The sequence below is a fragment of the Geodermatophilus ruber genome, from assembly GCF_900114385.1.
Lineage (GTDB): Bacteria > Actinomycetota > Actinomycetes > Mycobacteriales > Geodermatophilaceae > Geodermatophilus > Geodermatophilus ruber.
In genome coordinates this window covers 413,033-420,151 of record NZ_FOSW01000004.1, presented here as the reverse complement: position 1 = coordinate 420,151, position 7,119 = coordinate 413,033, and the positions used below count along the sequence as shown (strand labels likewise).

Below are 7,119 nucleotides of genomic sequence, written 5' to 3'. Positions count from 1 at the left end.
CGGACCCGGAGCCGCGGGAGTGGTCCGCGTTCGACTTCCCACTCGCCTTGCTGCCTTGGTGGTCACTGGAGCCTGAAGACGAACTGCTGCCCTGATGCCCCGAATCGGCCTGCGCTGGGCCGGCCAGTGCCACAAGCGCGACCCAAACGCCCGCGAGCAGGAGAAGCCCGACGAACCCGTAACGGCGCCAGATCGAGACGGCAGCCGACGTCGTTCCTGGCAACAGCGTGTTGCCGGACGACCGTGCGAGGCTGGCTCTGGTCAACAGGCCTCTCCTCGGCCCGGGCGGGCAGAGAACTAGGAGTCGGACGTCTCCTGACCGCGGAACCTTCCGACGCCGTCGCTGACGCTGACAACCCCCAGTGGGCCTCGGCTCCCCCTGCCTCGGGCGTGTCTTGCCAGAGGGTGAGTGGATTCGGATCGTTAAGTACCGGAACGAGTCGACTCCATTTGTCGGCCCGCCGACGCCGGGGTTGGGCGTGGGGGTGTTGTCGCCCGACACGGCCGGCGTGCGCCGGCCGGGCCCGCGGGATCCCCGGCGGTCGCCTTCTTCGCGATCACCCCGGCGGCAGCCGCTGGCTCGGTTGCGAGCCCACCGGTCCTGAGCGCCATGGCGGCCGCGCGCCAGGACGAAAGGTCCGCTCGGCAGGTCGAAAGGTCGGTGGGCATCCGGCCGCGCGCGACCTAATCTCGCCCACTGATGCACGGACCGTTCCGGATCTCGTGCGTCCAGAAGGGGTGGCTGCTCGGTACGCCGGGCCGACCGCTGGGAGAGCAGCGTGCTGATCGACGCCCGCACCCCGCCAGGAGCCGCACTGCCCGGGCCGGCGGGCCCGAGCTGACCCGGTGCCATGGGATCGGGCCCGCCGGGGCCGTCCGGCGCGAACACGGTGCAGGGGCGGGTCGTCGCTGAGGAGTTCTATTCGGCCGTCGACCTGCGTGGCGCGCCGGTGCTGGTGACCGGGGGAACGGGGTTCCTGGGGGCCTACGTCGTGCCGCGGCTGGTGGCGGCCGGCTGCCGGGTGACCGTCGTCGGGCCCGAGCGGGGGTGGCGGGAGCCGCTGCAGCAGCTGATCCGGGAGGGCATCGTCCGGCTGATCCAGGAGGCCGAGTGGTGGCGGCCGGACACCACGAGGCGGGTCGCCCGGCTGGCGGCGGACACCGAGCGGCTGGTGCACCTGGCGTACGTCCCGGTGCCGCCGGGGACAGGGACGCCGCTGCGGCGGGCGCACCACGAACTGACGGTCAACGCCGGCGGGCTGCTGGGGCTGCTCGTGGCGCTGGGAGAAGGACTGGGGCATGTCGTCCTGGCCGGCTCGCTGGAGGTGTACGGCGGGACACCGCCGGTGCCGGTGGACGAGCGGGTACGCCCGGAGCCGGCGTCCGCGTTCGGCGCGGCTCGGCTGGCGCTGGAGGACCAGTTGCGCGAGATCGCCGCGACCGGCGGGCCGGAGGTGACCGCGCTGCGGTTGAGCACGTTGTACGGGCCGGGGGAGACGGTGCCGCGGGCGGTGCCGAGCTTCATCCGCGCCGGGCTGGCCGGCCTGCCCGCGGTGATCCGGGGCGACGGGCTGGAGCGGCGGGACTACCTGCACGTGGCCGACGCCGCACGGCTCGTGGTGCGGGCGCTCGGCTGCCCGCCGAGGGTCGGGCCCTCGCCGCAGCACTTCCGGCTGGTGCACGGGGCGAGCGGGGCGGGGCAGCGGACGGCGGCGCTGGCCCAGCTGGTCCGCGACCTGCTCGCCGCCCGGGGGCGTTCCACGCCCGCCCCGCTGCATCTCGGCGGGCCGCTCCTCCCCGATCTGCTGTGCCGGACCGACCGGGCGCGGGAGCAGCTCGGCTTCTCCGCCGCGATCGGGCTCGCCGACGGGCTGGCCGAGGAGATCGACTGGCTCACCGGCCACCCGGAGCTGTGGCGCTACCTGATGAGCGACGCCGGGGTCTGACCGTCGTCAGCCCTCTCCCCGGCGCAGGATCACCGCGCGGAGGCGCTCGTACCGGTCGTCGCCCAGCACCCGCTTCGGCGCCTCGAGGGCCGCCGTCCGGAGCAGGAGGCGCCGCGCCGCCGGCCCGCGCCACCGCACCAGCCCGGCGAACTGCTCGAGGGTCGTCGTGCGGGTCACCGCCAGGCGGTGCAGGTAGCGGCCCGGGCGGGGACGGCGGTTGGGGCCGGGGACGGAGTTGAGCACGAACGCGTAGCCGGCGGCGCGGGCCACCCGGAGCTCCCGGGCCCCCGCGCGGCCGCCGGGAGCGGACAGGCCGAGCACCGGCCCGCCCGACCATCGCTCGAGATCCCGCCGGCTCGAGGTCAGCTCCTCCTCCAGCTCCTCCCGGGGGAGGGTGGACAGGAGCCGGTGGGTGCGCCCGTGCGACAGGACGCCCATGCCGTGGTGGGCCAGCTCCCGCACCTCGTCGCGGGTGATCCTCCCCGGCCGGTCGACGTAGTCGGAGGTGACGCAGAACTCCGCGACCATGCCCCGCTCGACCAGCAGCGGCAGCGCCACCGCCGTCCACGACACGTCGCCGTCGTCGAAGGTGAGCACGACGTCGCGCGGCGAGCGCGCGCGCTCGGCCAGCAGCGTGGTGCGGTACCCGTGGTCGGCCAGCCAGTCGAGCTGGGCGGCGAACTCGTCGACGGCGACGCTGTACAGCGGGTTGTACACACCCGCGCTCCGCTCGTCGGCGTGGATGCCGTGGTACATGAGGACGGGCAGCCGGGAAGAGCTGTTCCGCGGCCGGCTCACCGTGCCGAGCCCCGCTGTCGATCGCGCGGGCATCAGGAACTCCTCGCTGCCGGGTCAGCCGGTGCGACCGGCCAGGAGGGCGGCGTTGACCGCCATCGCCGCGTAGTACTGGCTGTTCTGCACGGGGTAGGACTGCAGCTGCGTCTGGACCGCCGGGTCATAGCGCCCCAGCTTGACCCAGCCGTCGGCGAGCCAGCCGTTGCTCTCCCCGGACCCGTCGACGTACCGGGGGTACCGGCCGGGGGTGGCGAGGAGGAACTCGGTGAGCGTGCGGCTCAGCCGGGCGACGTCCTCCTCGGACCAGCCGGCGTCGAGGTCGCGCGCCTCGACGATGTAGGCGACCACCCCGTTGCCGTGGCTGACGTCCTGGCCCGGCCGGGTCGCATCGCTCCACACGTCGCTCCACCAGTAGGCGGTGGGGTCCTCCGGGTGCGGGCGGAACTGCTCGTGCAGGTCGTCGTCGATGGTGCGCACGATGTCCAGGCAGCGCGCCCGCCGGTCGGGGTCGTCGGTGAGGTGGGCGAGGTCCAGCGCGATCAGCGCCCAGTGCGCGGCCATGTGCGTCCGGCTGCGGTAGATGTGCGCGTCCGCACCGCGGGCGAACCACTTGTCGAGGATGTGGGTCTCGGTGAAGGCGAGGACCTCCTCGTACGGCTCCCGGAGGTCCGCGGGTGCCTCGGCGAGCACCGGTTGGAGCAGCCGCAGCAGCCGGGTGACGTACCGCCAGGCGTAGCTCTCGTAGAGCGGGGTCTCGTCGTCGTCGTTGTCCGCCGAGACCCAGCCCGCGAAGCCGTCCTGGAAGCTGCTGGTCGGCAGGGACGACGACGGCCGTGCCGAGGCGATCATGTTGGTGACGTAGCGGAGGCCCTGGCGGGCGTACCCGAAGTCGCCGGTGGCCTCGAACATGCTGGCCTGCTCGTCGATCGAGTAGGCCAGCGTGTAGAAGTCGAAGCTGTCCGAGGAGCGGCTCAGCCGCTCGCCGTCGGCGGTGACGGCCCGGGCCTCGGCGTCGAACAGGGCGCGCCAGTGGTCGACGGGGAGCAGCTCCTCCGTCGGCTGCGCCCGGGGCGGCGGCGGGCCCGAACCGGTGGGCACGGTGGACTCGCACGAGGCGACCAGCGCCACGACGGCCAGCAGCACCAGGGCCCGCCACGGCAGCGACCGCAGTCCCCGCTCGCGCCTCGCCGTCATCCCGGCTGCTCCTCCCCGCCGACCGCATCGTCACCCATCGCGACCGCGCAGGCCAGCGGCGCACGGGCGGCGGCTACCCCTCGTGGGACGCTCCGGCGGTGACCGGCTCGGCGGCCGGGAGGCGGGGTGCGGGGGTGGCCCGGGAGCGGGCCCGCGCGGCGAGGACGGCGACCCCCAGGAAGAACCAGAGGAACCGCGAGTCGTAGTAGTCGCCGGAGAACATCGAGGCGACCAGCATGAACAGCGCGGCCAGCGCGAACCCCAGGGTGTCGGTGTCCAGCGGTCGCAGGCGCCGGAGCACGAGCCCGCCGGCCACCAGGGCGCCGACCACGAGCCCGAGCCCGAGCAGCCCGCCCTCGGTCGCGCCGGCGAGGAGCAGGTTGTGCGGGTACTCGTAGTCGGTGCCCTGGCCCTGCAGCGCGTAGAACCCGTCCAGGCCGGCGCCGATCCACGGGTGCGCGGCGAAGATCTCCAGGGACCGCTCGACGATGTCGCCCCGGCCGGAGTCGTAGCCCTGCTGGAGGGTCTGCTCCAGGAACCGCGAGCGCAGGAAGGCGAACCACGCGGGGTCGTAGACGAACGGTGCCACGAGGGCGACGGCGGCGCCGCCGAGCACCAGCGTGCCCACGGTCGTCCGGCTCATCCGGCGCAGCAGCGGCACGCCACCGACGACGACGACGACGGCCAGCGCCAGCAGCCCGCCGCGCGACCCGGACATGTAGGCGCCGTACAGGAAGGGCGGGATGGCCAGCAGCACCCAGTGCGCCCGCCGGGTGGTGGCCAGGAACAGGCTGGCCAGCAGGCCGAGCGCCATCACGCGGACGAACACGTTGGGGCCGCCGCCGAAGGCCGAGTAGCGGCCCTGCACGTCGGGGCCGGCGGCCAGCGCACCGGCCAGGTAGAGCCAGCCGGCCGCGTAGAGCCACCACCACAGGGAGCTCAGCACGGCCGGGTGCACGCGGGCGGCCACGCTCCAGCCGGCCCAGACCAGCGCGACGAGGAACAGCAGGTCCAGCAGCGCACCGCTCACCCGCGCGTCGGGTGGGGCCCAGAAGGCGGAGACCGCCATCCACACCGCCCAGGCGGTGAACCACCCGGCCAGCGCTGCCGTCCGGACCGGGGTCGTGCGCTCCCGCGCCACGGTCACCGAGGCCAGCCACAGCAGGCCCACCACGGCGAGCCCGGCCCACCGCAGGTCCCACGCCGGGAAGTCGCCGAGCCGGTCGAGGGTGAACCGGCCGCCGAGCAGCACGACGAACACCGCGAGCAGCACCCACCGCCCGTAGCGATCGATCGACCTCAGCTCGTCACGGCCGGTCACGGCCGCAGAGCATGCCCGACGTCGGGGCTCCAGGCGATCGCCCGAGGGGTCTGCCCACCGATCGGAGCCGGCCGCGTTCCGGCCGGACGCACCAGACCAGCGAGTCACTACCGTCAGTAGTCGTATGACGGCGAGAGCGCCGGTCGTGGTCTCGGATTGGGCGAAAATGACCCGAAGTCCTCACTCTGCGCTACGCTCCGCGGGCCGCGGGGGTGGTGTGGGCGGTGCCGCGAGGCGCCGTGCGCACCGACCGGCTGACAGCACCGAGCGACGACACGACGCGGGTCTGCAGCGCCTGGGGCCCGCCCCGAGGAGGGGGACGGGTGGACCTCAAGGACGTGATGCACGCAGTGCGCGCCGGTTGGACGCGCATCGCCGCCGGGGTCCTGCTCGGGCTCCTCGTCGCCGGCGCCCTGAGTCTGCTCAGCACCCCGCAGTACTCCTCCACGACCCGCTTGTTCGTCTCGGCGGCGAGCGCCCCGGACACGTCGGCCGCGTACGAGGGGGACCTCTTCTCCCAGGAGCGGGTCGCGTCCTACGCCGAGATGCTGACGATGGAGGTGCTGGCCGCCCGGGTCGTCGACGACCTGGGCCTGTCGCTGACCCCCGAGCAGGTCGCCCGCAAGGTGACCGCCACGGTGGTGCCGGAGACGGTGCTGCTCGACGTGACGGTGACCGACACCTCCGCGGAGCGGGCCCGGGACATCGCTGCCTCCCTCGGCCGCCAGTTCCGGGCCGAGGTGGCGCGGCTCGAGTCCCCCGCGGGGGCCGGCAGTCCGACGATCGAGGTGACCACCCTCCAGCCCGCCCAGCTGGACCGGGACGTCGTCAGCCCGGACGTGCCCCGCAACCTCGCGCTCGGGGCGGTCCTCGGGCTCCTCGCGGGGGTCGCGCTCGCGTTGCTGCGCCGCCGCCTGGACAACACCGTCAAGAGCCGCGAGCACGTCCAGGAGATCACCGGCAAGGGGCTGATCGGCTCGGTCCCCCAGGATCCGCGGCTCGACCAGGCGCACGTGATCGCGGTCGAGGGCGGGTACACCGGCAGCGCGGAGGCCTTCCGGGGGATCCGCACCAGCCTGCAGTTCCTCGACGTGGACCACCCGCCGCGGGTCATCGTGGTGACCAGCTCGGTCCCCGGCGAGGGGAAGACCACCCTCGCGGTGAACCTCGCCGCGGCGCTGGGGCAGTCCGGCAGCCGGGTGATGCTGGTCGAGGCCGACCTGCGGCGGCCGCGGGTCACCCGGTACATGGGTCTGATCGGCGGCGCCGGCCTGACGAACGTGCTGGCCGGGTCGGCGGAACTGGCCGAGGTGACGCAGCCGTGGCGGGACGGCAACGTGACCGTGCTGGCCGCCGGCCCGATGCCGCCCAGCCCCAGCGAGATGCTGGGCTCCGCGCAGATGCGGGCGCTGCTGGAGACCCTCCGCACGACCCATGACTTCGTGGTCGTCGACAGCCCGCCGCTGCTGCCGGTGACCGACGCCGCGGTGCTCGCCGCGCTGGCCGATGGCTGCGTGGTCACGGCCTGGTCCGGCGTCACGCGCCGGGAGGTGCTCGCCGAGGCGGTGGCCACGCTGTCGCGGGTCGGCGCCCGGTGCCTGGGCGTGGTGCTGAACGGGGTGCGGCACTCCACGGCGCTCGGCCAGGGGTACGGCTACGGGTACGAGGCCGACCCCGACCGGGGAGGGCCGTCCTCGGCGACCGTGAGCGTGCGTGCCCGTCGCCGGCGATGGGGCCGGATCGGGCGGGCGCGGGTGCCGGCCCCGCTCGTGCCGGCCGTCAGGTCCGAGAGCGGGCGCACGGCGTCATGAGCACGCGGCGCCGGCACGCGCTGGTGCCCGGGGGTCTCCCTCCCGGGGCCGC

6 protein-coding genes are annotated in these 7,119 nt (G+C 74.5%); 2 read left to right on the top strand and 4 right to left on the bottom strand.

The genetic code is table 11. From position 1 onward, the window contains the following. On the bottom strand, positions 1–265 hold a 265-nt coding region (locus tag BMZ50_RS24490; RefSeq protein ID WP_218146183.1), incomplete at its 3' end, for a hypothetical protein. Between the two features lie 586 nt (positions 266–851). On the opposite strand from BMZ50_RS24490, the gene BMZ50_RS09510 reads away from it, so the two are divergent. Beyond that, complete coding sequence (locus tag BMZ50_RS09510; protein WP_091323529.1) at positions 852–1,946, top strand: NAD-dependent epimerase/dehydratase family protein; 1,095 nt, start codon at positions 852–854, stop codon at positions 1,944–1,946. Between the two features lie 6 nt (positions 1,947–1,952). Here the strand turns inward: BMZ50_RS09510 and BMZ50_RS09505 are convergent, their stop codons facing one another. From BMZ50_RS09505 to BMZ50_RS09495, 3 genes are all read right to left on the bottom strand, one after another. Further along, positions 1,953–2,777 (bottom strand): polysaccharide deacetylase family protein, encoded by an 825-nt coding sequence (locus tag BMZ50_RS09505; protein WP_091323528.1) that lies wholly within the window; start codon positions 2,775–2,777, stop codon positions 1,953–1,955. Positions 2,778–2,798: 21 nt separating this feature from the next. Then, entirely contained in the window at positions 2,799–3,935 is a 1,137-nt protein-coding gene (locus tag BMZ50_RS09500) for a hypothetical protein (protein WP_091323526.1), read from the bottom strand. Positions 3,936–4,008: 73 nt separating this feature from the next. Beyond that, positions 4,009–5,256, bottom strand: coding sequence for an O-antigen ligase family protein (locus tag BMZ50_RS09495; RefSeq protein WP_091323525.1), 1,248 nt, complete (start codon positions 5,254–5,256; stop codon positions 4,009–4,011). A gap of 323 nt (positions 5,257–5,579) precedes the next feature. Between BMZ50_RS09495 and BMZ50_RS09490 the strand changes: the two genes are divergently transcribed. After that, complete coding sequence (locus BMZ50_RS09490) at positions 5,580–7,067, top strand: tyrosine-protein kinase domain-containing protein (RefSeq protein WP_091323523.1); 1,488 nt, start codon at positions 5,580–5,582, stop codon at positions 7,065–7,067. The last annotated feature ends 52 nt before the right edge of the window (positions 7,068–7,119 follow it).